The organism is Pseudomonas sp. 22515 (assembly GCF_052044625.1).
In the GTDB taxonomy this organism is placed as follows: domain Bacteria; phylum Pseudomonadota; class Gammaproteobacteria; order Pseudomonadales; family Pseudomonadaceae; genus Aquipseudomonas; species Aquipseudomonas alloputida.
In genome coordinates this window covers 340,295-366,777 of sequence record NZ_JBQENN010000002.1, presented here as the reverse complement: position 1 = coordinate 366,777, position 26,483 = coordinate 340,295, and the positions used below count along the sequence as shown (strand labels likewise).

The 26,483-nt window shown below is 60.8% G+C and carries 29 protein-coding genes; 15 read left to right on the top strand and 14 right to left on the bottom strand.

The genetic code is table 11. From position 1 onward, the window contains the following. Positions 1–59: 59 nt before the first annotated feature. Positions 60–1,148 carry an AraC family transcriptional regulator gene (locus ACTJJN_RS04385; protein ID WP_019751060.1) on the bottom strand — a complete coding sequence of 363 codons (1,089 nt, stop codon included), beginning with the start codon at positions 1,146–1,148 and terminating at the stop codon, positions 60–62. A gap of 168 nt (positions 1,149–1,316) precedes the next feature. Between ACTJJN_RS04385 and ACTJJN_RS04380 the strand changes: the two genes are divergently transcribed. Genes ACTJJN_RS04380 through ACTJJN_RS04370 form a run of 3 tightly spaced genes read left to right on the top strand, consistent with a single transcriptional unit; the run spans position 1,317 to position 3,957 of the window. Further along, a complete protein-coding gene (locus ACTJJN_RS04380) occupies positions 1,317–2,501 on the top strand; it encodes an acetyl-CoA C-acyltransferase family protein (protein WP_003256172.1) in 1,185 nt (394 codons plus the stop codon). A gap of 13 nt (positions 2,502–2,514) precedes the next feature. Continuing rightward, positions 2,515–3,363: a 3-hydroxybutyryl-CoA dehydrogenase gene (locus tag ACTJJN_RS04375; RefSeq protein WP_003256174.1), complete on the top strand. Its 849-nt coding sequence runs from the start codon at positions 2,515–2,517 to the stop codon at positions 3,361–3,363. 12 nt (positions 3,364–3,375) lie between these two features. Further along, positions 3,376–3,957, top strand: coding sequence for a TetR/AcrR family transcriptional regulator (locus ACTJJN_RS04370; protein ID WP_003256175.1), 582 nt, complete (start codon positions 3,376–3,378; stop codon positions 3,955–3,957). A gap of 48 nt (positions 3,958–4,005) precedes the next feature. Here ACTJJN_RS04370 and ACTJJN_RS04365 read toward each other — a convergent pair whose 3' ends face one another. From ACTJJN_RS04365 to ACTJJN_RS04345, 5 genes are read right to left on the bottom strand one after another with little or no spacing between them, the layout of a single operon-like run. After that, on the bottom strand, positions 4,006–4,383 hold the full coding sequence (locus ACTJJN_RS04365; protein WP_003256176.1) for a response regulator: 378 nt from the start codon (positions 4,381–4,383) through the stop codon (positions 4,006–4,008). 44 nt (positions 4,384–4,427) lie between these two features. Then, positions 4,428–5,654 carry a hybrid sensor histidine kinase/response regulator gene (locus tag ACTJJN_RS04360; protein ID WP_012051951.1) on the bottom strand — a complete coding sequence of 409 codons (1,227 nt, stop codon included), beginning with the start codon at positions 5,652–5,654 and terminating at the stop codon, positions 4,428–4,430. Beyond that, on the bottom strand, positions 5,648–6,223 hold the full coding sequence (locus tag ACTJJN_RS04355) for a chemotaxis protein CheB (RefSeq protein ID WP_012051950.1): 576 nt from the start codon (positions 6,221–6,223) through the stop codon (positions 5,648–5,650). Before ACTJJN_RS04355 ends, ACTJJN_RS04360 begins: the two co-directional genes overlap by 7 nt. After that, a complete protein-coding gene (locus ACTJJN_RS04350) occupies positions 6,220–7,041 on the bottom strand; it encodes a CheR family methyltransferase (protein WP_003256179.1) in 822 nt (273 codons plus the stop codon). The genes ACTJJN_RS04355 and ACTJJN_RS04350 overlap by 4 nt, the downstream gene beginning before the upstream one ends. Beyond that, positions 7,038–10,505 carry a response regulator gene (locus ACTJJN_RS04345; RefSeq protein WP_017148256.1) on the bottom strand — a complete coding sequence of 1,156 codons (3,468 nt, stop codon included), beginning with the start codon at positions 10,503–10,505 and terminating at the stop codon, positions 7,038–7,040. The genes ACTJJN_RS04350 and ACTJJN_RS04345 overlap by 4 nt, the downstream gene beginning before the upstream one ends. A 248-nt stretch (positions 10,506–10,753) precedes the next feature. Here ACTJJN_RS04345 and ACTJJN_RS04340 point away from each other — a divergent pair, with 248 nt between their 5' ends. Beyond that, positions 10,754–11,104, top strand: coding sequence for a response regulator (locus ACTJJN_RS04340; protein WP_003256181.1), 351 nt, complete (start codon positions 10,754–10,756; stop codon positions 11,102–11,104). Positions 11,105–11,173: 69 nt separating this feature from the next. Here ACTJJN_RS04340 and cobF read toward each other — a convergent pair whose 3' ends face one another. Further along, entirely contained in the window at positions 11,174–11,923 is a 750-nt protein-coding gene (cobF, locus tag ACTJJN_RS04335; protein WP_014756213.1) for a precorrin-6A synthase (deacetylating), read from the bottom strand. A gap of 67 nt (positions 11,924–11,990) precedes the next feature. After that, positions 11,991–13,280 carry an OprD family porin gene (locus ACTJJN_RS04330; RefSeq protein WP_017148255.1) on the bottom strand — a complete coding sequence of 430 codons (1,290 nt, stop codon included), beginning with the start codon at positions 13,278–13,280 and terminating at the stop codon, positions 11,991–11,993. Between the two features lie 361 nt (positions 13,281–13,641). On the opposite strand from ACTJJN_RS04330, the gene ACTJJN_RS04325 reads away from it, so the two are divergent. From ACTJJN_RS04325 to ACTJJN_RS04315, 3 genes are all read left to right on the top strand, one after another. Continuing rightward, positions 13,642–14,001, top strand: coding sequence for a histone-like nucleoid-structuring protein, MvaT/MvaU family (locus ACTJJN_RS04325; protein ID WP_010954596.1), 360 nt, complete (start codon positions 13,642–13,644; stop codon positions 13,999–14,001). Positions 14,002–14,225: 224 nt separating this feature from the next. Continuing rightward, positions 14,226–14,753: a lactoylglutathione lyase gene (gloA, locus tag ACTJJN_RS04320; RefSeq protein ID WP_003256188.1), complete on the top strand. Its 528-nt coding sequence runs from the start codon at positions 14,226–14,228 to the stop codon at positions 14,751–14,753. A 97-nt stretch (positions 14,754–14,850) separates the two neighbouring features. Beyond that, complete coding sequence (locus ACTJJN_RS04315) at positions 14,851–15,093, top strand: hypothetical protein (protein WP_003256190.1); 243 nt, start codon at positions 14,851–14,853, stop codon at positions 15,091–15,093. Between the two features lie 56 nt (positions 15,094–15,149). Here the strand turns inward: ACTJJN_RS04315 and ACTJJN_RS04310 are convergent, their stop codons facing one another. After that, complete coding sequence (locus ACTJJN_RS04310; RefSeq protein ID WP_017148254.1) at positions 15,150–15,971, bottom strand: shikimate 5-dehydrogenase; 822 nt, start codon at positions 15,969–15,971, stop codon at positions 15,150–15,152. Between the two features lie 161 nt (positions 15,972–16,132). Here ACTJJN_RS04310 and ACTJJN_RS04305 point away from each other — a divergent pair, with 161 nt between their 5' ends. Together ACTJJN_RS04305 and ACTJJN_RS04300 are read left to right on the top strand one after the other, a co-directional pair. Further along, complete coding sequence (locus ACTJJN_RS04305; RefSeq protein ID WP_003256193.1) at positions 16,133–16,486, top strand: hypothetical protein; 354 nt, start codon at positions 16,133–16,135, stop codon at positions 16,484–16,486. Between the two features lie 94 nt (positions 16,487–16,580). Continuing rightward, entirely contained in the window at positions 16,581–16,763 is a 183-nt protein-coding gene (locus ACTJJN_RS04300; protein WP_012051943.1) for a hypothetical protein, read from the top strand. Positions 16,764–16,853: 90 nt separating this feature from the next. Here the strand turns inward: ACTJJN_RS04300 and ACTJJN_RS04295 are convergent, their stop codons facing one another. Then, positions 16,854–17,168, bottom strand: a complete 315-nt coding sequence (locus ACTJJN_RS04295) for a hypothetical protein (protein WP_017148253.1) — start codon at positions 17,166–17,168, stop codon at positions 16,854–16,856. Between the two features lie 164 nt (positions 17,169–17,332). On the opposite strand from ACTJJN_RS04295, the gene ACTJJN_RS04290 reads away from it, so the two are divergent. Further along, on the top strand, positions 17,333–18,157 hold the full coding sequence (locus ACTJJN_RS04290) for a S24 family peptidase (protein WP_019751052.1): 825 nt from the start codon (positions 17,333–17,335) through the stop codon (positions 18,155–18,157). A gap of 38 nt (positions 18,158–18,195) precedes the next feature. Here ACTJJN_RS04290 and ACTJJN_RS04285 read toward each other — a convergent pair whose 3' ends face one another. Next, the gene (locus tag ACTJJN_RS04285; RefSeq protein WP_012051940.1) at positions 18,196–18,519 is read right to left on the bottom strand and encodes a DUF1654 domain-containing protein; all 324 of its coding nucleotides are present in this window, start codon (positions 18,517–18,519) and stop codon (positions 18,196–18,198) included. Positions 18,520–18,753: 234 nt separating this feature from the next. Here ACTJJN_RS04285 and ACTJJN_RS04280 point away from each other — a divergent pair, with 234 nt between their 5' ends. Beyond that, positions 18,754–19,428 (top strand): polysaccharide lyase family 7 protein, encoded by a 675-nt coding sequence (locus tag ACTJJN_RS04280; RefSeq protein WP_003256199.1) that lies wholly within the window; start codon positions 18,754–18,756, stop codon positions 19,426–19,428. Between the two features lie 980 nt (positions 19,429–20,408). Here the strand turns inward: ACTJJN_RS04280 and ACTJJN_RS04275 are convergent. Further along, positions 20,409–21,059, bottom strand: a complete 651-nt coding sequence (locus ACTJJN_RS04275; protein ID WP_014756205.1) for a TetR/AcrR family transcriptional regulator — start codon at positions 21,057–21,059, stop codon at positions 20,409–20,411. 111 nt (positions 21,060–21,170) lie between these two features. Between ACTJJN_RS04275 and ACTJJN_RS04270 the strand changes: the two genes are divergently transcribed. Together ACTJJN_RS04270 and ACTJJN_RS04265 are read left to right on the top strand one after the other, a co-directional pair. Next, a complete protein-coding gene (locus tag ACTJJN_RS04270; protein WP_014756204.1) occupies positions 21,171–22,064 on the top strand; it encodes an NAD(P)/FAD-dependent oxidoreductase in 894 nt (297 codons plus the stop codon). Between the two features lie 21 nt (positions 22,065–22,085). Beyond that, positions 22,086–22,559, top strand: coding sequence for a methyltransferase family protein (locus ACTJJN_RS04265; protein WP_041167306.1), 474 nt, complete (start codon positions 22,086–22,088; stop codon positions 22,557–22,559). 251 nt (positions 22,560–22,810) lie between these two features. On the opposite strand, the gene ACTJJN_RS04260 is transcribed toward ACTJJN_RS04265, so the two are convergent. Further along, positions 22,811–23,242: a GFA family protein gene (locus ACTJJN_RS04260; RefSeq protein WP_012051932.1), complete on the bottom strand. Its 432-nt coding sequence runs from the start codon at positions 23,240–23,242 to the stop codon at positions 22,811–22,813. Positions 23,243–23,283: 41 nt separating this feature from the next. Here ACTJJN_RS04260 and ACTJJN_RS04255 point away from each other — a divergent pair, with 41 nt between their 5' ends. Beyond that, positions 23,284–24,240, top strand: a complete 957-nt coding sequence (locus ACTJJN_RS04255) for a LysR family transcriptional regulator (RefSeq protein ID WP_012051931.1) — start codon at positions 23,284–23,286, stop codon at positions 24,238–24,240. A 90-nt stretch (positions 24,241–24,330) separates the two neighbouring features. On the opposite strand, the gene ACTJJN_RS04250 is transcribed toward ACTJJN_RS04255, so the two are convergent. Then, on the bottom strand, positions 24,331–24,900 hold the full coding sequence (locus tag ACTJJN_RS04250) for a tyrosine-type recombinase/integrase (RefSeq protein ID WP_042161462.1): 570 nt from the start codon (positions 24,898–24,900) through the stop codon (positions 24,331–24,333). A gap of 433 nt (positions 24,901–25,333) precedes the next feature. Between ACTJJN_RS04250 and pbpG the strand changes: the two genes are divergently transcribed. Next, positions 25,334–26,260, top strand: coding sequence for a D-alanyl-D-alanine endopeptidase (gene pbpG / locus ACTJJN_RS04245; RefSeq protein ID WP_012051929.1), 927 nt, complete (start codon positions 25,334–25,336; stop codon positions 26,258–26,260). Positions 26,261–26,483: the final 223 nt, after the last annotated feature.

Genomic DNA, 26,483 nt, shown 5'->3' with positions numbered 1-26,483 from the left:
TGGTTTCTTCGCGGGCATGCCCGCTCCCACAATTCTGTGCGTGCCCTGTAGGAGCGGGTTTACCCGCGAACACCGGCAGAGCCGGTGCCATCCACCGCGATGGTTTCTTCGCGGGCATGCCCGCTCCCACAGGTAGAACGCAGGCCGGCCAGCCGCGCCCGGTAGCTTCCTGGGCTCTGCCCGGTCCACTTCTTGAACGCCCGGTGGAAGGCACTCGGTTCCTGAAACCCCGCCTGCTCGGCAATTTCGGCAATGCTCAACGCGCCTTCGCGCAGCCGCTCGAAGGCCATGGCCCGGCGCACTTCATCCTTGATCTGCTGGTACGAACGCCCCTCCCGCTCCAACTGCCGGCGAAAGGTACTGGCACTGACCCCCTGCTGCTGCGCCAGCGCGGCCAATGTCGGCCACTGTCCATAGCGCAATGCCCGCAGGTGCCGATACACCTCAGCCACCAGCCCGTTCTGATTGCGAAAGCGGATCACCAGGCCCTGTGGCGCACTGCGCAGGAAGGTCTGCAAAGCGGCTCGGTCCTGCACCACCGGCAGGCGCAGGTAAGCGCTGTCGAACTCCACCTCGGTGCGTCCGCTGCCCAGGCGCAGGTCCGGCCCCCACAGCAGCAAGTCGTCCTCCTGGGCCGGGCGCGACACCGCGAGCTCCGTGCGGTCGATGGCAATCCGCCGCCCGGCCAGCCAGCACAGCATGCCGATCATCAGCACCAGGTAGGTTTCCTCGGCATAGACCCGGGTCAATGGGTCGGCAATGTTCGACTGCACGCTGATCAGCGCCCGCCCGCCACGTACCGTCAGGCTGCCACGCAGGTCACGCAGGAACAGGCCGAAGCCCCCCATGCACTGGCGCAAGGCCTTTTCCAGGTTCGGCTCGAGGATCAAACCCCGGCAGATCAGGGCAAAACTGCCCAGCGGCATGCCGTGGCTGTCGAGGCCAAAGAACTCATCGTCCAGGCGCTGGATCAACGCCAGCCACAGCTGGGCGAACGCCTTGGCCGGCACCCGCGCCTGAGGCTGATCGAGCAGCTGCGGGGCAATGCCCACCGCACGCAGCTGGGCATCACGCTCGGCGGGCGTGTCGCGCAGGGCGTGGAGCATGGCGTTGAGGAAGTACACGGCGACTGAATCGCTTTCGCGCATGGCGGTTTTCGCTGTCTATGCTGAGTGGCAAAAAGTGCCAGGTTGTTTGAACAGATCCGGCATAGGCGGCAACAGAGCCTTTGCCTAGACTCGATCCCACTTCGGGGCCGCCCACCATTCTCGCAGAGCCTGGCCCGGTCCCGCCACGCCTTCGCAATCGGAGCCCTCATGAGCAGCGCAGAAATCTACGTCGTCAGTGCCGTCCGTTCAGCCATTGGTGGCTTCGGCGGTTCCCTCAAGGACCTGCCACTGGCCGACCTGGCCAGCGCCGTGACCCGCGCCGCCATCGAGCGTTCGGGCCTGGCCGCCGAGCAAGTCGGCCACCTGGTGATGGGCACGGTGATCCCCACCGAACCGCGTGACGCCTACCTGGCACGGGTAGCGGCAATGAACGCTGGCATCCCCAAGGAAACGCCGGCATTCAACGTCAACCGCCTGTGCGGGTCTGGCCTGCAGGCTATTGTCTCTGCGGCCCAGGGCCTGTTGCTGGGCGACACCGATGTGGCCGTCGCAGCCGGCGCCGAATCCATGAGCCGTGGCCCTTACCTGCTGCCACAAGCGCGCTGGGGTGCACGCATGGGTGACCTGCAAGGCATCGACTATACCGTCGGCGTGCTGCAGGACCCGTTCCAGCACTTCCACATGGGCATCACCGCCGAGAACGTTTCGGCCAAGCACGGCATTACCCGCGAAATGCAGGACGAACTGGCCCTGACCAGCCAGCGCCGTGCCGCGCGTGCCATTGCCGAGGGCCGCTTCGCCAGCCAGATCGTTGCGCTGGAGCTGAAAACCCGCAAAGGCAGCGTGCAGTTCAGTGTCGACGAGCATGTGCGTGCTGATGTGACCGCCGAACAATTGGCCGGCATGAAGCCGGTGTTCAAGAAAGACGGCACCGTCACCGCCGGCAACGCCAGCGGTATCAACGATGGCGCCGCCGGCCTGGTGTTGGCCACCGGTGACGCAGTGCGCCGCCTGGGCCTGAAACCGCTGGCACGCCTGGTGGGCTATGCCCACGCCGGGGTGGAGCCGGAGCTGATGGGCCTGGGGCCGATCCCGGCCACCCGCAAAGTGCTGGAAAAAACCGGCCTGAACCTACAAGACCTGGATGTGATCGAGTCCAACGAGGCCTTCGCCGCCCAGGCCTGCGCCGTAGCCCGCGAGCTGGGCTTCGACCCGGAAAAGGTCAACCCCAACGGTTCGGGCATTTCCCTGGGCCACCCGGTGGGTGCCACCGGTGCGATCATCGCCACCAAGGCCATCCATGAGCTGCAGCGCATCCAGGGCCGCTACGCCCTGGCCACAATGTGTATCGGCGGTGGCCAAGGCATCGCTGTCGTGTTCGAGCGCGTCTGAGGGAGACTGACACATGAGCATTGAACAGATCGCCGTGATCGGCGCGGGCACCATGGGCAACGGCATTGCCCAGGTGTGCGCCATTGCCGGCTACCAGGTGCTGCTGGTGGATGTTTCCGACGCAGCGCTCGAGCGCGGCGTGGCCACCTTGAGCAAGAACCTCGAGCGCCAGGTCAGCAAAGGCACCCTCGACGCCGATAAGGCCGCAGCCGCCAAAGCACGCATTCGCACCAGCACCGACTACACCCAGCTCAGCGCTGCACACCTGGTGATCGAAGCGGCGACCGAGAACCTGCAGCTCAAGCAGCGCATCCTGCAGCAGGTGGCAGCTAACGTTGCCGCCGACTGCCTGATCGCCACCAACACCTCGTCGCTGTCGGTGACCCAACTGGCCGCCAGCATCGAGCACCCCGAGCGCTTCATTGGTGTGCACTTCTTCAACCCAGTACCGATGATGGCGCTGGTCGAAATCATTCGTGGCCTGCAGACCAGCGACAACACCTACGCCCAGGCGCTGGTGGTGACCGAAAAAGTCGGCAAGACCCCGATCACCGCCGGCAACCGTCCGGGCTTCGTGGTCAACCGCATCCTGGTGCCAATGATCAACGAGGCGATCTTCGTGCGCCAGGAAGGCCTGGCCAGTGCCGAGGACATCGACACGGGCATGCGCCTGGGCTGCAACCAGCCGATCGGCCCGCTGGCCTTGGCCGACCTGATCGGTCTGGACACCCTGCTGGCGATCATGGAGGCCTTCCATGAAGGCTTCAACGACAGCAAGTACCGCCCCGCTCCGCTGCTCAAGGAAATGGTCGCGGCCGGCTGGCTGGGGCGCAAGAGCGGTCGCGGTTTCTTCACCTACTGAGGACCAAGCACCATGCCCCCGGTCAATGCCGCAATGCGCTGTGCCAACTTTGAGGAGCGACGTGACCAGGCCATGGCATTGTTTGCCGAAAAGGGCTTTGGCCAGGTCAGCATGCGCGAGCTGGCGGCCCATGTGGGGCTGACCGCCGGCTCGCTGTACCATCACTTTCCCAGCAAGCAGGACCTGCTGTACGACTTGATCGAAGAGTTGTACGAAGAGCTGCAGGCCACCCTGGACCAGGCCCGCCGGGCCATGGCCCGGGGGACATCGGCATTGAGCTGCCTGATTGCTGCGCACTGGCAGTTGCATGCCGAACGGCCGCTGCAGTTTCGGCTGGCCGAGCGGGATCTGTGTTGTTTGAGTGAGGCGCAACAGGCGCACCTGGCATCGTTGCGCAAGCGCTATGAGGCGGGTTTGCTGCGCTTGATCGCACCGCAAGCGAAACTGCCGGGGCAAGCGTTGGACGCTACAGCGCATGTACTGGCGACGTTTCTCAACCAGCTGCCGGGGTTGCTCAAAGCACTGCCTGAAGCGCAAGGGTTGGAGCTGATGGAAAACTTGCTGGTCGGCGGAATTGAGCGGACGCTGCGATAGCCTGCAACGGCCTCCTCGCGGGTTTGCCCCGCGAAAAGGCCGGATGCCTCAGCGCAACAGCGACTGGATCTGCTCGTGCAAGGTATCCAGGTCAAACGGCTTGGCCAGGATAGGTGCCTTGCGGGTGATCGGGCTGCCAGATTCGAGAATCTCCGCCGGGTAGCCGCTGATGAAAATCACCTTCAGGTCAGGCCGCAATTTCACCGCGGGCTCGGCAATATCCACCCCCGAGATCCCCCCCGGCAAACGGAAGTCTGTCACCATCAGGTCCAGGTGCGGTTTGCTGGCCAGGATGGCAAACGCCTGCTCGCCATCCTCAGCCACCAGGACGTGGTACCCCTCACCCGCCAGGTAATCGCGCAAAATCATGCGAATCGCCGGTTCATCCTCGACGACCAGAACCACATCTTGTGCATCTTCACTCATGTTAACGCCTTGAAATACTTACAGTTGGCCATCAGACCCCAGGCTTACACAGAGGTTGCCCGCGCCTGGTCGTTTTGTTCTTTGAATATTGCCATCGGCAATTGCAGGGTGAATGTGGCACCCTTGCCCTCCTCGCTTTCAACCTGTATCCGGCCACCGTGCGCCTGGACGATCTGCTCGGAGATGTACAACCCCAGGCCCAACCCTCCGCTGGCCTGCTGGGCAGAGACCCGCTCGAACTGCTGGAAGATCCGCTGCTGGTTGACGGCGCTGATACCGATGCCGTGGTCCTGCACCTGCACCCAGGCCATGCCGCCCTGCTCGAACACCCGTACCTGCACCGGTTTGCGCTCGCCGTAACGCATTGCATTGGACAACAGGTTGGCCACTACTTGTTCAATCCGGAATTCGTCCCACTCCCCCTTCAGCGCTTCGCAACGCTGCAATTCGATGTGTGTGTCCAGGGCCATGGCCTGCGCCGTGAAGTTTTCCACCAGCCCACGCACCAGTTGGCCCAGGTCAAACAGTTTGGGCCGCAGCGACAGTTTACCGGTACGGATGCGCGAAACATCGAGCATGTCCTCGACCAACCGGATCAGGCTGTTGATCTGCCGTTCGTCGCGCTCGACCATGGCCTGCAGCTTGTCGACACTGAAGGCGTCCAGGTTGCCCCGTGCCAGGTGCATCTTGCGCAACTGGGTTTCCAGGATCAGGCCATTGAGCGGCGTGCGCACCTCGTGGGAGACGATCGACATGAAGTCGTCACGCATGCGCACGGCGTGCTCCAGCTCACACCGTGCCACCTGCAACTGGCTGAGCAGCAGCTCCTGTTCCTGGCGGCTCTGCTCCAGGGCTTCCAGCTGCCGGCCAAGCACCTTGCGCTGGCGGAACAGGTCGACGAACACCGAGACCTTGCTTTTCACCGCCAGGGTGTCGAGCGGCTTGTGCAGAAAGTCCACGGCCCCGCTCTCGTAGCCCTTGAAGGCATAATTCATCTCGCGACCCGCCGCGCTGACGAAGACGATCGGGATGTGCTTGGTCTTGTCGGTACCGCGCATCAGCTCGGCCAGTTCAAAACCGTTCATGCCCGGCATCTGCACATCGAGAATGGCCAGTGCGAACTCGTGCTCGAGCAGCAACGACAAGGCAGCCTCGGCAGACTGTGCCTGGTGCACCTCGCGGTCCTCGCCCTGGATCAGGGCATCGAGCGCCAGCAGGTTTTCCGGCAAGTCGTCGACAATCAGCAGTTTGGCGATGGTGTGGCTTAGCATGCGCTGTATTCCAGGGTCGCGAGCAACTGCCCGATACCGCTCAGAGTAAGAATATGGTCGGGCTGGTGCAGGGCCAGGGCGGCCTCCGGCATCAGGGCAACCTGTGCGTCACGAGGGTCCTGGACAATCGTGCGCCCCCCATTGTTCTTGATGTAGGCAAGGCCCCTGGCGCCGTCTTCGTTGGCCCCGGTGAGCAGCACACCCAGCAGGCTGTCGCCGTAGGCATCGGCCGCCGAGATGAACAGGAAATCGATCGCCGGGCGCGAGAAGTGCACGGGTTCTTCCTGGCTCAGCGACAGCGTCAGGTCGCGCTCCACCGACAAGTGGTAACCCGGCCCTGCCACATAGATCTGCCCGCCGCTGATCCTCTCCTTGTCACGTGCCTCGCACACCGGCCGATGAAGCCGCCGCTGCAGCACGCCGGCCAGCTGGCTGTGGCGATCGTCCGGCAGGTGCAGCACGCAGAGCACCGGTATGGCGAACGTCGACGGCAGCGCGCCGAGCACCTGGAACAATGCCGCCACGCCACCGGCGGAGGCGCCGATCACCACTGCACGTACACCGCTCATGATTTACGGAAGATCCGTTGAGGCTTGACCAGCGGCTCGAAACGATCGCTGTAGGCCGAAAAGTCCACCGACTCCTTGCTACCCAGCACCAGGAAACCACGGTGGCAGAGCGACTCATGGAACAGGCCCAGCGCCCGATCCTGCAGGTCCTTGTTGAAGTAGATCAGCACATTGCGGCACGACACCAACTGGGTCTCGGAGAACACGCTGTCGGTGGCCAGGCTGTGGTCGGCGAAGGTGACATTGTCGCGCAGGCTGCTGTCCATGATGGCGTTGCCATAGGCGGCGGTGTAGTACTCGGCGAAGTCTCGGCGGCCACCGGCCAGGCGGTAGTTTTCCTCGTATTCGCGCATGCTCTGCATCGAGTAGATGCCCTGCTTGGCCTTGTCCAGCGAATGCGGGTTGATGTCGGTGGCGTAGATGATGGTGCGCTCAAGCAGCCCTTCCTCACGCAACAGGATGGCCATGGAATACACCTCTTCCCCCGTGCTGCAGCCCGCGATCCAGACCTTGATCGAGGGCCAGGTACGCAGCAACGGCACCACTTCGTTGCGCACGGCAAGGAAGTGGTCAGGGTCACGGAACATCTCGCTGACCGGGATCGTCAGGTACTGCAGCAGTTGCATGAACATGCCCGGGTCGTGCAGCACACGCTCCTGCAGCGCAGACACCGTCAGGCAATCGAACTGACGCAGCGCGTGGAGGATCCGACGCTTGATCGAAGCGCCGGAATAATTGCGGAAATCGTAGCTGTACTTGAGGTAGATCGCCTCGATCAGCAGTCGGATCTCGATGTCGGTGTTGCGTTCGCTAGTCAAATTCGCTCCAGTTGCGGCAGCCAGACACGGATCAACGAGAACAGGCGGTCCAGGTCGATCGGCTTGGCCAGGTAGTCATTGGCACCGGCTTGCAGGCAACGCTGCTGGTCATCCTTCATGGCCTTGGCGGTCACGGCGATGATCGGCAGTTTGCGCCAGCGCGGTTGCTGGCGGATCAGCCGCGTGGCCTCGAAGCCGTCCATCTCCGGCATCATCACGTCCATCAGCACCAGGTCGATGTCGTCGTGCTGCTCCAGGCGCTCGATGGCTTCGCGCCCGTTGCGGCCGATTTCGACAATGGCGCCCTTGTGCTCCAGGGCACTGGTCAGGGCGAAGATATTACGCACATCGTCATCCACCAGCAGCACCTTGCGGCCCTCGAACACCTTGTCGCGGCTGCGCGCGGTCTTGAGCATGCGCTGACGCTCGTTGGACAGCTGCGATTCGACCTTGTGCAGGAACAGCGTCACTTCGTCGAGCAGGCGCTCCGGCGAACGTGCGCCCTTGATGATGATCGAGCGTGAGTACTTGAGCAGATCGGCTTCTTCCTCGCGGGTGAGGTTGCGGCCGGTATACACGATCACCGGCGGGAAGGCGCGGATATCCTCGGCGGTCATGCGCTTGAGCAGCTCGTTGCCGAGCATGTCTGGCAGCTTGAGGTCGATGATCATGCAGTCGTAGATGTTCTGGCGCAACAGCGCCAGGGCATCCTGGGCCATGGCCACGGCCGTGATCTCGACATCGTCGTCGCCGATCAGCCGGGCGATGCTCTCGCGCTGCAGGTCGTCGTCTTCCACCAGCAGGATGTGCTTGAGCTTTTGCGTGAGCTTGGCTTCCAGGCGAGCGAACACCTCCTTGAGCTCCTCGCGGCTGGTGGGTTTGACCGCATACCCCACCGCCCCCATGTGCATGGCCGCCTCGACGCGGTCTTCAACCGAAATGATGTGCACCGGGATATGGCGGGTGCTGGCCTGCTCCTTGAGGCGCTGCAGGACGGTGAGGCCCGAGTGGTCGGGCAGGCGCATGTCCAGCAGGATCGCATCCGGAATGTACTGGGCTGCCAGCTCGAAGCCTTCGTCGGCGCCATGGGCCACCAGGCAGCTATAGCCCAGCTCATGGGCCAGGTCGAAGAGGATGCGGGCAAAGTTGGGCTCGTCTTCGATCACCAGAATGCAACGGGTATCGAAAGGGGCCCGCTCGCGGTCGTCGGCAAAGGCCGGCGCCGGGCGCATGACAGCGGCGGCCAACGGCGCTTGCGGTGCGGGCGGCAACGCATCGACGGCCGGGCGCAGGCTTTGCGGCTCGACGTCTTCGGCCTCGGCGGCGTAGCGCTCCGGCAGAATCAGGCTGAACACGCTGCCTTGCCCAGGGCTGCTTTCGACATTGATCTGGCCACCGAGCAAATGCGCCAGGTCACGGGAGATCGACAGCCCCAGGCCAGTACCACCATAGCGGCGATTACTGGTGCCATCGACCTGGTGGAAGGCGCCGAAGATCGCCTGCTGCTGATCGGCCGCAATGCCGATGCCGGTGTCACGGACTGCGAACACGATACCGCTGCCAGCCTGGAAGCTGACGTTCATGCTGACCTGACCACGCTCGGTGAACTTGATGGCGTTGGACAGCAGGTTCTTGAGGATCTGCTCCAGGCGCTGACGGTCGGTGAACAGCGTGACCGGTACCTGCGGCTCGACCTTGACCTCGAAGGCCAGCCCCTTGTGACCGGCAAGCGGCTGGAACATGCCGCGCAAGCCTTCGACCAGGCGCTCGACCTGGGTGGTCTCGGGCCGTACTTCGAGCTTGCCGGCCTCGACCTTGGCGATATCGAGAATGTCGTTGATAAGGTTGAGCAGATCGTTACCGGCCGAGTAGATGGATTCGGCGAACTTGACCTGCTCCTCACTGAGGTTGCCTTCACCGTTCTCAGCCAACAACTTGGCCAGGATCAGCGAGCTGTTGAGCGGCGTGCGCAGCTCATGGGACATGTTGGCGAGGAATTCGGACTTGTACTTGCTCGATCGCTGCAGGTCGTCGGCACGGGCCTGCAGCTCCAGCTGCGCCTGGCTCAGCTCATCGTTCTTGCGGTCCAGCGCATCGGTGCGTTCCGACAACTGCTCGTTGGTCTGCTCGAGTTCGGCCTGTTGGGTTTCCAGATGGGCTTGAGACTCCTTGAGCACCCGTGACTGCTCTTCGAGCTCTTCGTTGGCAGTCTTGAGTTCTTCCTGCTGCACCTGCAGCTCTTCATTGAGTTGCTGGGTTTCGGCCAGCACTTCCTGCAGGCGCTGGCGATAACGGGCGCTCTCGATCGACATGCCCAGGTTGCCGCCGACCCGCTCCAGCAGCTCTTCATCCCGTTCTTGCAAGGGGCGCAGGAAACCCAGCTCGATCACCCCGTTGATCTGCCCGTCTTCGGTCGCCGGCATCAGCAATGCACTGCGCGGCAAGCCACTGCCCAGGCCGGAACTGAAGCGATAGAAATCTTCGGGCAGTTCCTCCAGGCGCAGCAAGCGGCCTTCGCGGACCGCCTGGGCCAACAGGCCATGGTGATCCGACTCGATCTGCTCACGGGCCTGCTCTTCGGTACTCAGGCCATAACAGGCCACGCGCACCAGCCGGCCATGCTCGTCGCGCACGTACACGGCGCCCACCACGCTGCCCAGATAAGAGGCAAAGAAGCGCAGGATGTTCTCGCCAAGCATGGGCAAGGTCAGTTGCCCGAGCACCTGCTGCGCCAGCTGGGTCTGGCCGGTGCGCAACCAGGCCTGGTGCTCCAGGCGCTGCGCCGAGCGTTGCTGGGCTTGCAGGTTTTCAGCGTAGTTGGCCGAAAGTGCCAGCAGGTCACGACGGCCCAGGTAGGCCAGCAATGCACTGAGGCCGACAATGAACAGCACGAAAGCCGAAATCGCCGTCACGGTGACGGCACTGACTTTTTCGTTACGGGCCATGCGCAGTTGTTGTTCGGTAATGATCAGGTCATCGAACTCCTTGCGGATTTCATCGGTGATGCGCTTGCCCCGGCCATTGCCGATCGAGGCCTGGTAATCGCCCTGGCTGCGGCGCAGGCTGATCATCTCGTTACCGAAGTCGTTCCAGGCCCGCTGCAAGGCCATCAGCCGGTCAATACGGTCAACCTGCTGCGGGTTGTCCTCGACCATGCTGCGCAGGCTTTGCAGGCTGCCGAGAATGCGTGGCTTGGCCACCTCGTAAGGGTCAAGGAAGCGCTCGTCGCCCGTGATCAGGAAGCCGCGCATGCCCGTTTCCATGTCGATCGAGAGCTTGACCGTTTCGTTGGCGTTGCCGATCACCCGGTCGGTGTGCTCGACCCACTGCATGGCCGAAAGCAGGTAGTTGATCACCGCGACGAAGGCCACGGCCCCGAGCAGGCCAACCCCCAGGGGGAGGCCGATGTTACGGCTCAACAGCTTGCGAAAGCTTCGCTGGTCCATCGAGGCTGCTTGAATCATGAGAAAACGCCCGAGCTAGAAAAGTCCATTGAAAAGAGTGGCCGATCAGTCGTTATTGTTATCTGCCACTGCGCTGTCCTGATAAGCGAGTCTAACCAGCTTTCACGGGTCTGGCAGGGCATTTAGCCAGTATTTGAAGGTTGCATTCGGCAATCGTTCCATCTATTTGCATGGAGCGGTATCCTCGGGAACTTCTGATGCCGCGCGGTGCACAGATTAAAGACACTCATTTGTACAGGATTTGAACCATGCACCTTCTGGTAGTCGAAGACGACGACATCGTACGCATGCTGACGGTCGAAGTGCTCGACGAGTTGGGCTACAAGGTCATCGAGGCAGAAGACGCCGCAGCCGCCCTGCGTGTACTTGAAGACCCAAGCCAGACGCTGGCACTGATGATGACCGATGTGGGGCTGCCGGACATGCGAGGTGAGGTGCTGGCGGGCAAAGCGCGCGAACTGCGGCCGCTATTACCGGTGCTGTTCGCCAGCGGCTACGCCGACAGCCTCACGGTACCGGAGGGCATGCACCTGATCGGCAAGCCGTTCAGCATCGATCAGTTGCGGGACACGGTGGTGGGCATTCTGGGTAACCCTTGAGCACGGCGTTGCCTGTTTCGCTTGCCGGAGCGGGCCTGCCCGCGAAGAGGCCGACACAGGCAACCCACCTCACAGCTCTCTGCGCAGCAGATAGGTATCCATGATCCACCCTTTGCGCGCCCGCTCCCGCTCGCGCACTTCCAGTATCCGTGCCTTCACCGCCTGCAACGGCCCGGCGATCAGCACTTCATCCTCGGTCCCCAGGTACGCGCCCCAATAGATGGTCAGCGCCGGGTCATCGAGCCCGGCAAAGACGCACTGCCCGTCGAGCATCACCACCACGTTGTCGATAGCCCCCTGCCCGGCCAGGCGTCGCCCCGGCAGCACGGTCAGGGGCTCGCCGATGCGGTTGAGCGGCACCTGGTGCCGCGCCGCCAGCGCCTGCACACTGCTGATGCCAGGGATGACCTGCAAGCGCAACGTCACGCCCTGTTCGCGGACCAGGTCGAGAATGCGCAGGGTGCTGTCGTACAAGGTCGGCTCGCCCCACAGCAGGAAGGCACCTGTTTCCCCGTCGCCAATTTCCTCCTCGATCAGGCGCGCATACAGCGCAGCACGCTGCCGGTGCCAGTGCTGCACCGCGCCCAGGTAGTCATCCGCCTGCACATCGCGCAACGGGTCGACCACCGGCACCAGGCGATAGCCACCTTCGGGGCGGTAGCGCTGCAGAATGGCCATGCGCAGGCGTACCAGTTCATCTTTGTCGTCGCCCTTGTCAAGCACGAAGAACACGCTAGCGCATCGCAGCGCATCGACTGCTTCATAGGTGACCTGGCGCGGGTCACCCGCGCCGATGCCGATCAACAACAGGTCTTTCATTGCCCTGCCCTTTGCGGGAACCCGCCACCATTGTCAGGCGGCTACCGGTATTTGGCAAAGCAGCCGCTTAGAAGATCGAGAAGTTGTAGCTGACAATGACCCGCGTCTCATCCATGTCACGCGCCCACTGTTCATAGTTGCTGCGGTAAGTGGAATTACGCAGGCGTACGCTGACATCCTTGAAAGAGCCACTTTGCACCTGGTATTTGAACTCGGTGTCGCGTTCCCACTCCTTGCCTTCGGCACGGCTGCCCGGCACCTTGATATTGTCGCCGTTGATATAACGGGTGAAGAAGGTCAGGCCGGGTACACCCAATGCCTTGAAGTCGTAGTCATAGCGCACTTGCCAGGAGCGCTCCTGTGCAGCGGCGAAATCATTGACCTGGGCATAGTTGACCAGGTACGGGTTGCTACCATCCAGGTACGGCATGGCGCTGTTGCCATACATGCGCTGCCAGCCGGCGCTGAGCTTGTGGCCACCGAGGCTGTAGCCAAGCATGCCGCTGAAGGCGCGATGGTCGATTTCACCGGCACGGGCATTGCCGATGTCATCACTCTTGATCAGGCGCATGTCAGCTGACAGGCTGCCCACCGGCAGCGGCTGACTGGCCACCAGGCCGAGAAAGTGCTGACGGTAGATATTCTCCAGTTTGGCCACTTGGTACTGGGCGCTGAAACGCTCGTTGAAACGGTAGTCGACACCAGCCAGGTCGAAGTGGTCGGCTTCGGTATCGCAGGCATAACGCTTGTTCTTGCAGTGCACGCGGATGTCCTGGCGGTCGGTGGAATCCCGAGCGGTGTAGTTGTCCAGGCGAGCCAGGGTGAACTTCAGGTCGTGCAGTTCTTCAGAGGTGAGCATGGCACCCTGGAACAGAGTCGGCAGCAGACGGCCATCGTTGTACTTGAGCAACGGCACATCAGGCATCATTGAGCCGTACTTGAGCACGGTATTGGACACCTTGACCTTGGCCGCCAGGCCCATCTTCGCATACTGGTCGGCCGAGTGCCGGGGGTCGTGGCCAGACGAGGGCAGCAATCCACTGTTACTGTCGGCCGGGCTGGAATCCAGTTTGAAGCCGAACATGCCCAGCGCATCCACACCAACACCTACCGGGCCTTGCGTATAACCCGATTGCACATTGAGGATGAAGCCTTGTGCCCACTCTTCGCGCTTGGATGCGCCCTGGCTGGAACTGCTGTAACCGTCCCGGAAGTCCCGGTTGAAATAGACATTGCGTGCTTCGATCTTGGCACTGCCGTCTTCAAGAAACCCGGCAGCCTGGGCGTTGACACCGGCACACAATAGAACCAGGCCGGTTACACGGCGCCCGGGGGCGAGGGGGAAAGGGGAAAACATGCGAGCAAACATCCAGAATGAAGACGAGTTAACAACCTGTGGCACGGGTTGGCCACGGCACTGCGGCAGGTCCGAACATGAGTCGGCCATCATCTGAAATGATCGCGCAAAGGCTCTGGCGCGGGCCATTGGACCATGGTCTAGCCCCCCTGTCGCGCAACCGCAGAAACACCGCAAAATAGCGCACGCAAAACTAGGAAAGTTCCCGGCTTACTTGCAAAAAGTTAGCAGTTTACCCAGTAGCCATGAATGACTACACTCGATATCAGCGAACAGTGGAACCCACCTGCGTGGCCGGCGTTTTTACTCTTCTTCAATGTTCGTCACGCCCTGCCACGACCGACGTACAGGAGTGATTACAGTGTCCAGACTTGCAGAGTTTCGTGCTGCCGAAAAAGCGCTCCAGGAACAGATGGCGCAACTGGAAGCGTTGAAAAAGGATGCCGGCCTCAAACGTGAAATCGAATTCGAGCAGAAACTAGTCGGCCTGATGAAAAGCTATGACAAGAGCCTGCGCGATATCATCGCCATCCTCGACCCGAAGGCTGTGGCCCGCGCTTCCAGCACACCCCCCAAGCAACAACGCCGCCCGCGGGTGGTCAAGGTCTATCAGAACCCGCACACCGGCGAACGCATCGAGACCAAAGGCGGCAACCACCGCGGCCTCAAGGCCTGGAAAGAACAATATGGGGCCGCCACGGTAGAAAGCTGGGTACGCTGATGAAATGCCCACAAAGGCTTCACGCTTTTTTCACAAGGCGTGGCTCAGTATCGAAACAGCTAAAGGATTAGCGACCCCATCACGCGCCCGCACATGCGGGCCTCTAATTTCAGCGCCCTGCCTTTGCAGGGCGCTTTCATTTGCGCAATCGGCGCACTGCCGTATCATGGCCAGCCTGTCTGTTTTGCCGGCGCCCTGCGCCCGGCCCCGTCTCAGGAGTTCCCATGAGCCTGCACGATCTGCAAACCCTGCCTGGCGTCACCGCGCAACCTGACGCCGCCACCGCCCAGTTCGTCTTCAACCACACCATGCTGCGGGTCAAGGACATCGAGAAGTCGCTGGACTTCTACACCCGCGTGCTGGGCTTCCGCCTGGTGGACAAGCGTGACTTCCCTGAAGCCGCTTTCAGCCTGTACTTCCTGGCCCTGGTCGACCCTGCCCAGATCCCCGCTGATGACACCGCACGCCACCAGTGGATGAAGGCGATCCCCGGCGTGCTGGAGCTGACCCACAACCATGGCACCGAAAACGATGCCGAGTTCGCCTACCACAATGGCAACACCGACCCGCGCGGCTTTGGCCACATCTGCATTTCGGTACCCGACGTACGCGCCGCTTGCGCGCGCTTCGAGGAACTGGAAGTACCGTTCCAGAAACGCCTGCAGGACGGCCGCATGAACCACCTGGCCTTCGTCAAGGACCCGGACGGTTATTGGGTCGAAGTGATCCAGCCAACCGAGCTCGAAGGCTAAGCGTTCGTCGCGGCGCGCTCGTCGGGCCGGGAACTCCCGGCCTCTTGCTGTGGTATATGAAGGTAACTGCTTCACATGCCACAGCGAGGTAAGGACGATGCAATCTCTTCACTGTGAATACCGCGAGCACACCATCACTGCCAGCGTGATGCCCCATCCCGACTCCCCCCTGCCCTATGCCGCCGGCTGCCTGATCACGGCACCTGACGGGCACACCAGCAAGCGCATGTCGATGCCAATGCAGTTCTTCTCCGACCTTGAGAATGCGCAGCGTGTGTCGCTGGCCCATGGCCGGGCACTGGTCGACAAACAGCTGGATAACGGGCACGAGGTGTTCTGATCCGGGTTTCGCCTGTACCCCCTTCGCCGCCGAAGCTGTGAAGGGGGTGGCATTAACTAGCTAGCCCGCGCGTATGCCACCGCCGCATCCACCTGCGCCTGCGTCGGCCTTACCCCGGTGTATAACACGAACTGTTCCAGCGCCTGCAGCGCAATGACCTCCAGCCCAGTGATCACCGGCTTGCCCAACGCCTGAGCCCGGCGAATCAACGGCGTCTGCGCCGGCATTGCCACCACATCGAACACCCGCTCCGCCGCCGCGATGGCGTGCTCGGGAAACGCCAGCTCTTCTGCCTCCTGCCCGCCTGCCATACCGATCGGCGTCACGTTCACCAGCATCGGCGGGCAGAGGTCGCCTGGCTCAGGCACCCAGCGATAACCACAGACATCCGCCAACTGACGCCCGGCCTGCTCGTTGCGTGCAACGATGATGCCTTCGGCAAACCCGGCATCGCGCAAGGCGCTGGCCACGGCCTTGGCCATGCCCCCACTGCCTCGCAGGGCAAAGGCAGTGCCCGGGTCGACCTGATGCTGAACCAACAATTGGCGCACAGCCAGGTAATCGGTGTTGTACGCCTTCAGGTGGCCATTGCAATTGACAAGGGTATTGACCGACTCGATGGCCGCCGCCGAGGGATCGATTTCGTCGACCAAGGCCATGCAGGCTTCCTTGTACGGCATCGACACCCCGCAGCCGCGAATACCCAAGGCGCGGATCCCTGCCACCGCCGCCGGCAGGTCATCGGTGCGCATGGCCTTATAGTAGAAGTCCAGGCCCAACTGCTGGTACAGGTGGTTGTGAAAGCGCACGCCGAAGGTGCCGGGGCGACCGGCCAGAGAGATGCAAAGCACGGTGTCCCGGCTGGGAGTTGTCGGCATAACAGGCTCCTTGGTAATGACTGAAACGTTTATTCAGCGTAACAGAGTCAACCACTGGTCGCCCCTTACACAACCTTTACCGTTCCCCTGTGCTCAGCTGACAGAGACCGGAGTCATAGTAACAGGGCCCCGGACGTGGGGTTTTCCTGCGAGGTTGTTTTATGAACCGTCTCATTCCCGGAATCGTCCTGCTGGTCGGTGCCCTGGCCATCAGCGGGCCTGCAGCAGCGCACGGCGGCTATGGTGGCCATGGGCACGGTGGTTGGTATGGGCCGGGGCCACTGCTGGGTGCGGCAGTGGTCGGCGCCGTGGTTGGGGCGACGGTTTATGGCGGCCATGACCGCACAGTGTATGTCGAACGCCAGCCGGTCTATTACGCGCCGCCGCCGGTGTACGTACAACCGCCACCACAGCCGGTTTACTACCAGCCCTACTACGCACCACCCCCACCGCCACCGGGCTACCGCACCTATTATGGGCCGCCACCGGTGTACTACGGGCCACCGCGCTGGTAATGGTTGATAGGAGCAATGATCACTATCGAGGAAGTTGATTTCAAACAATCCCGGCTGCTGCGTATGGTAGGGCCATGTTTCACAGGAGGTCCCCATGGCCACTATCCAGATCATGTCCGTTGTCGGCAGCGCCGTTCCCGCCTCACTGCGTGAGCAGGGCCTGCTGGCGTGCTGGTACCTGGTTCGCAACGGCGAAGCCGTGAGCGGCCCGATGCCGACGCTCGCCTCAGCCCAGGCACTGGCCGAACAGTTGCAACCAGGTACTTTGGTTGCCTGAACCGAATTTGTTGTGCGTTGCTCCCTACGCCCTTGTCGCCCGCCAATTTGGCGGGCTTTTTTTTCTTCACGGATTGCCCGGGCTGCCCCCCTACGTTTGGCCGCTACTGCCCAGCTTACTGGTCAGCACCATGACCTTGCCTTGCAGCCGGCCTACGGTCATCACCAGTTCGTTTCGTTCCTTGGCGAGCAGATCAGCTTTTGCCTGCGCCTCCCTTCGGGCATCCCGTTCAATGTCCAGCAGCTCTGTCAGGTGGCGGATGACAGCAATTTCAGCGTTGTCCATCACGCGGTCGACTGCATCCCTCGACAACCATTTACGCAGCCACAGAAACGCACCCAGCAGTACAGTCCCCGTACCGCCCAGCCAAGTGACGGTGCCCGGGCCGAGGTCGGTCGGATCCATGTGAACCTCATTACAGATGATGATGTGATCAGCCCTGGAGAAAAATGTCTCGTCAGCTTTCCTTGTTCGCGCGCTTAATTTAGCCTACGGCTAACAACACGACAAGAGCAGATTTAGCCATGCGCACATTTAGCAGCAAGCTAAACACTGGCATGCTTTACCCCATGGACATCTACCAAATTCGCAAGCACAACCTGGTGAAGCTGATCGGCAGCCAGAGAAAGGGCACCTGCGCAGAGCGCTGGGGGATGGCGCCTGCACACCTTAGCCAGATCCTTTCCGACAAGACCGTGAAAAACTTGGGCGATGACGTGGCCCGCCGCATCGAGGGCATCGAAGGTTTGCCACGGGGCTGGTTCGACGCGCTGTCGCCAGGCGAACACGCACAGGCGGCTGTCGAGCCAGGTGACAACAAGCTCTCTGCAGCCGACCTGGTCAAACAGATGCTTGCCCGAAGCGGCAAAGGTATCGCTGAAGAAACCCGGCAAAGGCTGCTGGCTGCGGCGCAAGAGCCTGCAGATGCCACGCTGCTGGAAGCCGAGCCGCTGCGCCCCGGCCTGGTCGGTGACGAAGTGTGGATTGCCCACTATGACGTGCGGGCAGCCATGGGCGGCGGCCAGATCCCCCACGACTACCCCGAGATGTTCAAGGACGTTCGCGTCAGCCCCAGCCACCTGCGCGAACTGGGCGTGACGTTCAGCGAGCACCATCACCTGAAGATGGTGACCGGCTGGGGCCAGTCGATGGAGCCGACCATCAGGCACCGCGACCCGCTGATCGTCGACGTCAGCATCCGAGAGTTCGTCGGCGATGGCATCTACTTCTTTTCCTGGGGCGACCACATCTACATCAAGCGGCTACAGATCGCAGACGAGGACCACTTCGAGATGATCTCCGACAACTCGCGGCACAAAGACCGCATGATTCGTCGGGAAGAGACCTACATACAGGCCAGGGTCCTGCTGGTGTGGAATGCCCACCTTGTATAAACCGAAGCCCGCCCTGACCGGCGGGCTTTTGCTGAAGCTCAGAACGGTGCAGCTTCCTCGACCTGAGCCTCGCAGTCGCGCTCGACGATAAAATCATCACGCTCTTCCACGCTACTGCGCGCCCATCGCACCGTCACGCTGGCGTCATCATTGAACGTAAGCTGCAACTCGGGCATTTCCAGCAGTTGGCCCATCACCTCCTCCCATTCCGCTTCACCGTCGGTATCCAGACGGTGCACCACTACCCAGCGCTGCGTCTGTGCGAGCGGGTGGTTGATCATTGACGATACCCGCAGGCTAAGCCGCTCTATTCCGGTCATTTCCTGGCGCTGTTGGGTTTCCGACTTCATGTGGCGTGCCATATTCTCATCCTGATAGCTGTATATTCGTACAGTACTCAGCAAAAGCTTAGCTCACTGCCAAATCCTGCGTAAAGCCCCCACTGCGGAAAAATTTCGCCAACAGGTAATTTTACGTAAAGCGAAATTAATTTAGCGATAAGCTATTGACCATGATTTAGCTTGCGGCTAACTTTGTGTTCAGCCGTCACTTGCACGGCTGCTCTGTCACTCAAACCTTTTCGCCAGGAGTTCCCCATGGCCGTAGATATCAGCCACCTCACCATCGCCACGCCGGTAGCCGTCTCCTCAACCAACCCCGTTGCTCTGGAGCTGAACGGTGCTGAAGCGATTGCCCGCTTTCCCAGCATCGTGACGGTGCTCAGCGATGGCTCGATCCAGTTCTCAGCCCCAACCAAAGGTGCTTCGAGCAAAAGTACCCACAGGACACGCTGCGAATGGACAGAAACGCAAGACTGGACGCTGGCCAGCGCCCAGGATCACTGGAATCGCCAGACCATGACGCTGACCAAGGTCAACTCGGCGCAGAAGGTGGTCATCGCCCAGATGCACGTACGCGGGGACGACGGCCCGCCGGTAAAGGTGTTCTGGAACAAGGGCAACATCACCCTGGGGTTTCGGCGCACCTTCAACCAGACCGACCCGGTGAATTCCACAGTCCTGAAGGGGGTGCCACTGGGTGCGACGTTCCACATCAGCATTCACACCACGTCTGAAGGCGTGGTAACCGTGACGGCCGAATGCAACGGGGTATCCGCCTCGTCGGGCGATTTGCAGCTCGACAGTACCTGGGCTTCGCACCTGTTCGAGTTCCACGGCGGGGTTTACAACCAGGTCGACTACACCGACGCAACCCCCGCCGAGGACGGCTCGATCTGCATCATCAGCGAGCTCTCGCTTATCCACCGCTGAACGTCGATGCCCAGCCCTGCTATCACAAGCCCTCATGGCGTCTCATGAATGCAAAAAGCCCAGCGCGGGGCTGGGCTTCTATTAGCTGGGCTGAACAGTACTTCCGCCAGCCTTTACACACTGTACTGGCAATTACTCCAGTGGGCGCTTGTGATAACTATAACGCTCGGCATTGGATGCCCGCGATGGGTCCGGCGGGCCTGGTCTCTGCTTGCCTCGAAAGGGCCGATTATGTGCGGAGTCGTCGCGATCCTCGGGCTGCTCCCGTTTACCTTCCGAGTCTTGACCGCCTGGCGGACCATTGTTTTCAGCCGGCCTGCTAACCTGCTGATCCCAATCCATTCCATCCCTATCTATGGTCATACGCACCTCTCAATGCTCAGAAGCTCTGAGCTACATCAAGTGTGCGCTTACCCTGTCCAGAAAGGTTTTATATCAGATCACCGGACACGGGCGAGAACCTCAATACCGGGACCTTTCGCTGAACTGCATCCCACTATTGGTACAAAAATTGGTACGCGCCGGCTGTACGTCCATCCAGCACATCCCGGCAATGCAGCAGTAGCGTGGGAATCTAGCCTCAGACCGCACCGCAAGCGGCCTGAGCATCTGGCCTGTCTAATAGGGTTCAGCCAGTTTCAGCGACTTTGGCCCAATAAAACCGAGACGCTTTCGGGCGGTTTTAGACAGCTTTATTCCCCCATCCAGGCGTTCAGCCAACCAAGATCCGTCCTGGGTCGTCAGCTACACCCACCTCCCACAGTCCGCTGTCGACCCAAAGCGGTCTCTCGCTAAGGACAGCAAACGGTCAATAGCAGCCAGCAGCTTGAAGGAGTCTCCGAGTCTATGGTCGATTCAGGCTGCGATGCTGAGCACTTGCGTCAGTACTGCGTAGTTATCGGACGCAGCCTGTGATTCCGCTGCGAACCCTGAAGCGTAAAACCAAGCCTAGGCCAAGCTGCCCTGGAGCAATTAAATGCTTATCCACTTGCGCGGTCGCTGCGACCGTGCGCGGCTATGAACATGGCGACGGCCGACCGGCAGTAGGATTCGATTTCGTTTTCGTCCTCTGCTCTCGCCTGATCGAAGCGGGCGATCATCAGTAGATCGGACCCTTTGAAGAGCGCAGCAAACAAGCGGGCGGCTTGGAGGGAATCGGGCACGTTGAGAAGCGCCTTCGCGTGAAGTTGGCGCAGCAGGATCTCGATGTCGGCGATGACATGGGCGGCGCCTGCTTCGTAGTGGCGCTTGCTCAAGGCGTTTTGACTCGTTTTATCGGCCATGACCATGGCTTCGATACTGCTGACGTCTGGTCTCAACAGCGTGCGCAGCAGTGATGTTCCCACCGCCATAAGTTGGTCTTCGACCGAACCTTCGGCACCTTCAAGCAGGGCCTGTGGTGCAAACGACTTCTGGCAACCAGCCGTGATGGCTGCGCTGAACAGCGCCTCTTTGTTCTCGAAGCGCCTATAGATGCTGAGCTTGGATATCTTCGCCCGCTGGGCGACCTTGTCCAACGTCGTCGCTTGAAAACCCAATTCCACAAAAAGTTCGCTCGCGGCGTTGAGTATCGTTTGGGCAAGCGCCTCGTTGGTGGGCCGGCCGCGCCGGCCCTGTATGGTCTCAGTCATGATATTGGTACTTTGCAGTATCTTAATTCAAGGTATACGATACCACTCGGTATCTTAAATTTGCAATCCAAAGCCTAGGTTTGAACCTGCCCTCCAGCGGAGCCCATCACCATGAATGACGTCATCATCATCGGCGGAAGTTTTGCCGGTCTCGCCGCCGCTTTACAGCTCGGCCGTGCCCGTCGCAAGGTCATCGTTCTCGATACCGGCTGCCCGCGTAACCGTTTTGCCGGCCGTTCACATGGTCTGCTTGGTCACGATCACACACCGCCGCTGGAAATCCTGGCCGCGGCGCGGCAGCAGTTGGCGCGCTATCCAACGGTCAGGCTGGTCAATGCCCGGGCGGAGAAAATTTCTGGCGTAATCGACGATTTCTGCGTTGTCACTGACGATCACAAAAGCCTCAAGGCCCGCCGCGTAATCCTAAGCTATGGCGTCGCAGATCAGATGCCTGATGTTCCAGGCTTTGCCGAGAGCTGGGGCACGTCCATCGTCCCCTGCCCCTATTGCGACGGCTTTGAAGTCGCCGGGCAACATTGGGGCCTCGTGTGGTCCGGCCCGCAATCTCACAACCAGGTCAGGCTGTTCCTCGATTGGACCGACAGGTTGACTGTCTTTGCCGATGGTCACGACATTGCGCCTGATATCCAGGCCGATCTGGCTCACCGCAACATATCTGTCATCGACGGGCGGATCGTTGAGATCGCCCATCACCAAGGGCATATCGCTACTGTCAATCTCGACACTGGCTCCACTGTTGCGGTCGACATCCTGTTTGCTCATCCGCGCAACAAGCCATCCGCAAACCTGCATGAATCGCTGGGCCTCGCCACGATGGATACGCCAACCGGCGTCGTCCTCAAGGTCGACGAACGCCGCCAAACCAGCACACCCGGCGTCTACGCCGCCGGCGATCTCACCACGCCCATATTGCCCTCGGTCACCCAGGCATCATCGCAGGGCGCGATGGCGGGTATTTTTGCCCAGCAGTCGATGCTGGCTTGAGCGCTTAGAGAGGAAATGAACATGGCCGTCGAACCGGACAGCGCGGGGGTGCGCTTACCTCCGCCCTTCATCTATCTAGGAGCGTTGCTGTTGGGGCTGGCGGCGGATCGGTTCCTCGCCCTGAGCTACTTCGGCATCGACCGGTGGTTGCTGGTCGCGACGGGCGCGCTGCTGTTCGCTGCCGGCGCGGTGATGATGCTTGCGGCGGCGGGGCTGTTCCGGCGTCTGGGCACCAACATTCCGCCGTCGCGACCAACGACCCTCATCGCAACGACCGGCCCTTATCGGTGGACCCGCAACCCCATGTATCTCGGCATGGCGCTTGTCTATGCCGGCATTGCGGTCGGCTTCGACGGAGCAATCGCCTTGGCTTTGCTTCCATTGGTGCTGATTGTGATCCAGAAACAGGTAATCGCCCGCGAGGAGCGCTATCTCGAATCCAAGTTCGGCGACGACTACCGCCGCTACAAGGCCGAGGTTCGCCGCTGGCTCTGACTATTCCGCAACTGTTGCCTGCAGGATTTTCTGATAACCAACACCGACTTTCTTTCCACGGCTACTGAATGGGCCCTGATTTCGTAGATAATCAAGGGCCGCTTTTGGCCGGTAGCTGCCTTTCGCGAAGGGCAGCTATGGGTCGATAGCGGTCAGTCGTGAGCGGCTGCAATCGACCCAAAGCGGACGTAGTCAACCCTGATAATTTGCCGCTCGGCGAGCGACATCTTCACTTATGGAAGAGCAAGCTCTTACCCTAATGCGGCGGCAAATGCTTCTGGCGTGGGGCTCTCCTGCCATTGTGCGATTGCTCCCGGCAGCACCAGCCATGGCTGCTTGCGCCGAGTCCAGATATGCGCAACCGGCTCGAAGCGCTCAGCCCCTTCCAGGATGCCGGCCCGTACCACTCGCATGCCGGGTGCTGCCGTCGTCTCGTTGAACAGCCGGGTATGACATGTACCGCAGGCATGTTGGGTAGACGTTTGACCTTGGTGTTCATGCTCAAAGATCGCCGTTTCGCCAGACACCTGAACAGCCGAAGCCGCGCTCAGCATGTGCAGACCAAACGCACTGCCGCTCCAGCGCTGGCAGTTCAAACAGTGGCAGGCATACAGCGGCGGCAATTGCCGCGCCACGATCTCAAGGGTGACTTGCCCACATCGGCACTGACCGGTGATTCTCATGCGTTAGTTCCTTACAATGACGCCCGGAAAAATGTGGGCGAATGATCGCTTTTCACGGGCTCGGGCAGAAGATCAAATTAGGAGCAACTGTTGGCCAAGAATGTATGAGCGGTATTGAATGGGAAAGCCAGCGTGTATTTCTCGCCGTGTTGCGCTCTGGTAGCCTGAGCGGCGCGGCGAAGCTGCTGGGTATCGCCCAGGCCACTGCGCGCCGGCGCCTCGACTGTCTTGAACACGCTCTCGGTGTGAGTCTGTTCACCCGCACACCTCAAGGACTGACGCCTACTGCCGGAGCGCAGCGCCTGATCGAACATGTGGAGGCCATGGATCTGGCCGCGCAAACCTTCAACCGCATGGCCAGCTCTGAAGCGTCGATGGATCACGGTACAGTCCGGCTGACCTGTGGCGAGTTGCTTGGCGTCGAAGTCTTGCCCGACCTGCTGCGCCCTTTCCATTACGAACACGTCGGACTCAAACTTGAGCTGAGCATAAGCGATGCCCTTGAAGACATCGCCAGGCTGCAATCGGATATTGCGGTGCGGCTGATGCGGCCCAATGAAGCGGATATCACGGTGCGGCGTGTCGGCAGTTTGCAGATTGGCATCCATGCCAGTGCCGGGTGCCTGGAGCGCTACGGTAACCCAACCTCCCTGCTGTCGCTGCGCCAGCGACCGCTGATCGGGCCAGACAGACGCTCAGCGGATTTGCGTCGGTTTATCGACTCTGGTCTGTGCGATGCCGACCAGCATTTCGCCATTGCCTCTGATCATCACCTTGCTCAGCTGGCCGCTCTGAGAGCGGGCTTAGGCTTCGGGCTCTGCCCGACTCAAATCGCAAAATCGCACGGACTGGTACATGTGCTACCACACGATTTTGGCTTTGAGGTTGAGGTGTGGATCGCAATGCACAATGACCTGCGCAAAATTAACAGGATCGCTCAGGCGTTCGAGGTTCTTGGAGAGCAGTTACATCAGTATCTATGCTTAGCCGATCAGTGAGCAGCGTAGGTCGTGGCATCCACTGCTTTGTCTAAACGGCTGCAATGGGTCGAATCGCGACGGTCATACCTCGACCGTCGCTGGACGCTGTCAGACCTCCGTCTGCTCTGCCATCTCCAATGCGTCATCGACTTCAATGCCCAGGTATCGCACCGTGCTTTCAAGCTTTGTATGGCCGAGCAGGAGCTGAACTGCTCTCAAGTTCTTTGTCCTGCGATAGATCAGCGATGCCTTTGTACGTCTCATCGTGTGGGTGCCGTACATAGCAGGATCTAGCCCAATAGACTTTATCCACGCTTTGACGATTCGGGCGTACTGCCGGGTGGAGAGATGCACTGAGGCGTGTAGCCGGCTTGGGAAAAGACAATCCTCGCTGTGGAGTTGGGCTTGATGTATCCAGGCCTGTAGGGCCAGCCGCATTTGCTCTGTAATTTCAAACTGTACGGGACATTGGGTTTTCTGCTGCATCACTATCGCCCGCGATGACACGTGCTCCCCATGAGCAACGTCGCGTACGCGAAGCTTGGTCAGATCGCAGGCTCGTAGTTTGCTATCGATGGCCAGATCGAAAAGGGCTAAATCACGAGTTTCCTCCGCGATTTGGAGCCTTACGTCGAGAAAAAGACGGCTCACATCTGCCGGATCGTGGTTGAAAAGCAGGCAGTCGAGCGGACCAAGACGAAATACACCCGCACCGTAATGTTGAACAGCCGGGCTCTTGGCGCACTGGCAAGGGCCAGAGAGATCGCGCAATACCGCTCGAAGCAGAAGCGCCGCGTCTCGACGGAGTCGCCATTCATCTTCCAACCTTCTGGCTCGTCACCACGAATCCAGCGTTCATTGCTAGGTAGCTTGGGCGCTCGGTGCAGGTGCTTCTCTCGACCTACGCCAAGTGGTTGAATTCTGCCAACGATTGGACGGAACTGGCGAAGCTGGAAAAGAACGTAATGGGTACAGGATTAAATATCGTTCACCTTGCGCCCTTTAGTCATAAGGCATTCGACAGCAATTCAGCCATACTCCAAAATGCATCGGTTTTAGGGGGAAAACCCTTGCACAGCCAACGACATACCAACTTTTAGTGAGCCTCAACGTGAAAACATCCCTGTCCATCCTCAGCCTGCTGCTGTTGCTCACAGGTACCGCGACCCTTCCGTCGACTGCTGCTGCACAACCCCCGGCCCAGGTTCAACGTGACCCCTCCAAACTGCATCTGGCTTCAGGCAGCGCTCTGCTGATCGACCTGAACAGCAACCAGGAGCTGTATTCAAGCCATGCCGACCGCGTGGTGCCGATCGCTTCGGTGACCAAACTGATGACGGCGATGGTGGTGCTGGATGCCAAGTTGCCCATGGATGAAATGCTCACCATGACCATTGCCAACAACCCGGAGATGAAAGGTGTGTACTCGCGCGTGCGCCTGGGCAGCCAGCTGGACCGCCGCGAAACCCTGCTGATTACCCTGATGTCGTCGGAAAACCGTGCGGCCAATAGCCTGGCCAACGCCTACCCCGGCGGCTATCCGGCGTTCATCAAGGCAATGAATGCCAAAGCCCGCAGCCTGGGAATGGCCCACACCCGCTATGTTGAGCCGACTGGCCTGTCGACGCAGAACGTATCCACTGCCCGCGACCTGGCCAAGCTGCTGATGGCCTCGCGCAAGTACCCCATGCTGAGCGAGCTGTCGACCACCCGCGAAAAGACCGTCGCCTTCCGCAAGCCCAACTACACCCTGGGCTTCCGTAACACCGACCACCTGGTGAACAAAAGCAACTGGGATATCAAGCTGACCAAGACCGGCTTCACCAACGAGGCCGGGCACTGCCTGGTATTGCTGACTCGCATGGATAACCGCCCGGTGGCCATGGTCATTCTCGATGCCTTCGGCAAGTACACCCACTTCGCCGATGCCAGCCGCATGCGTCAATGGCTGGAAACCGGTGCCGCCAAGCCGGCACCGGCAGTGGCCATGCAGTACAAGGCCGACCGGCAGAACAAGGGGCGGTTGGCGGCCGAATGACCGCCATTTCCTGGCGCGTGCGGGCTTGTTGGCGAAACAGACAACGCGGTGGATAGCACGGGCTTCGCCCGTGTTCGCGGGTAAACCCGCGCCTAAGACGGCCTGCGCCCGATCACCAATGTGTGTCCACCCTCGATAGGCGTAGGAGCGGGTTTACCCGCGAATACGGTAGCGGCGGCAACGGTGAACGGCGGGTGGAAATTGGCCAGCAGGCCCGGCCCTT